Origin of the sequence: Pseudoalteromonas fuliginea, assembly GCF_000690055.1 — a bacterium.
Classification (GTDB): domain Bacteria; phylum Pseudomonadota; class Gammaproteobacteria; order Enterobacterales; family Alteromonadaceae; genus Pseudoalteromonas; species Pseudoalteromonas fuliginea.
Genome location: NZ_JJNZ01000056.1, coordinates 1 through 1,371 on the forward strand (window position 1 = coordinate 1; position 1,371 = coordinate 1,371).

General features: G+C 39.6%; 2 protein-coding genes. One reads left to right on the forward strand and one right to left on the reverse strand.

The genetic code is table 11. The annotated features are described in order from the left end of the window. Window positions 1-577: IS110 family transposase (locus DC53_RS05845; protein ID WP_033030972.1), on the reverse strand; the 577-nt coding region annotated here is incomplete at its 3' end. A 166-nt stretch (window positions 578-743) separates the two neighbouring features. Here DC53_RS05845 and DC53_RS05840 point away from each other — a divergent pair. Continuing rightward, complete coding sequence (locus DC53_RS05840) at window positions 744-1,160, forward strand: hypothetical protein (protein WP_033030974.1); 417 nt, start codon at window positions 744-746, stop codon at window positions 1,158-1,160. Window positions 1,161-1,371: the final 211 nt, after the last annotated feature.

A 1,371-nucleotide genomic window follows, 5' to 3' on the forward strand; every position in this document is an offset into this window, starting at 1 on the left:
GTAAGACGATGTGCTGCGCGGGGTGTGGCAACACAAGCTCAGTGAGCCAACGTAAATGTTTTTGTGACCAATTTGCAGTGCCTTTGTAATTAATATTATTGCGAAGCAGCAGCGCCTTTAATTGATATTTGGCATCTTTTAAATCCTTCATGGCTACTTCGCGTGCACGAGATAAATCGCGTACAGCTTCATCTTCAGGCTCGGGAACATAGATAGGTGTTAAATCTTCAGACTTAAGTAATTTAGCGAGCTTAAGTGCATCACGTTTATCGGTTTTAATCTTCTCACCAGGCTTTTTAGGAATAAGAGAGGGGGCAACCACGTAGCAGCAATGGCCAAGGCTGGTAATTAATCGGTAAATCCAATAACCACATGGACCTGCTTCATAAACAAAATGGAGTGTTGCGCCAGGGTATTTCGATTCGAACTGACGAACAAGCTTTTGAACGGCCACTTTGGAAGAGGAAATTCGACCAAGATGAACGGGTTTCGCACCTCTATGTTCTTCAATATAGGCGACTTCATTGAATTCTTTATGTGTATCAAGACCGATAAAAAGTATGCTATGTTTATTCATGTTAGCCTCTGCTGTTTAGTTAATTGACAAACTAATTATGGCTCTGGCTTTGAATTAAGCTAATCCACGAAAAGCGGAGGCTAACACCGTGTGGGAGTCATTATGTCTATACGTACTTAAAGTTTGGATGTTAAATTAAACTTTTGTATTAAAAATGGAGTAAATCATGTCGATGAGTTTGTTTGTTGTTTTAGCTCTTGAGATTGAACCAAACACTAGAGAATTAAATCAAACCGCCAATGAACTTGGCTATCTAATTGAGTACTCGCCGAATATCGAGCTAAAAAAACATTCAGGTTTTATCCCTGTCACCCTTGATGGTCAAAAGGCTGGTGTTGAGCTTTATTCTTATTCTACCAATGAACTTCCCGAGCAATTTAAAACATTATTGCCAAACAATTATAAGCAAGGTGTTGTTTATCAATTTAGGTTTGGCGGCAACCCGAAGGAATCTCAAGTAGCTTTTACTTCAGCAATAATTATTAATACTAAATATAATGGTGTTGCTATCGAAGATCAGTCTGGTGCATTATTATCTGTAGAGCAGTTGGCAGAAGCGTTACCATATTTCAGCGCTATGTAGCAGGTACGTATAACAAGTCACTGCAAAGGACTAAAAACAGCTGGCTGTGCTCGTGCCTCGCTATTTTAGCCATCAATTTTTAGCCTCTGAGTGAGGCGTTGGTATGACTCCCACTGTCAAGTTAAACGCACTGAACCCTGCCTAACTTTTTTAAGCCATAATTACTTTAGCTCGAATTAGAGCGAGTTAATACATAGGATGAAGCAAGTAA

Excerpts from the sequence above, each read along its gene's own strand:
- DC53_RS05840 (WP_033030974.1), top strand. The coding sequence starts at position 744 with ATGTCGATGAGTTTGTTTGTTGTTTTAGCTCTTGAGATTGAACCAAAC.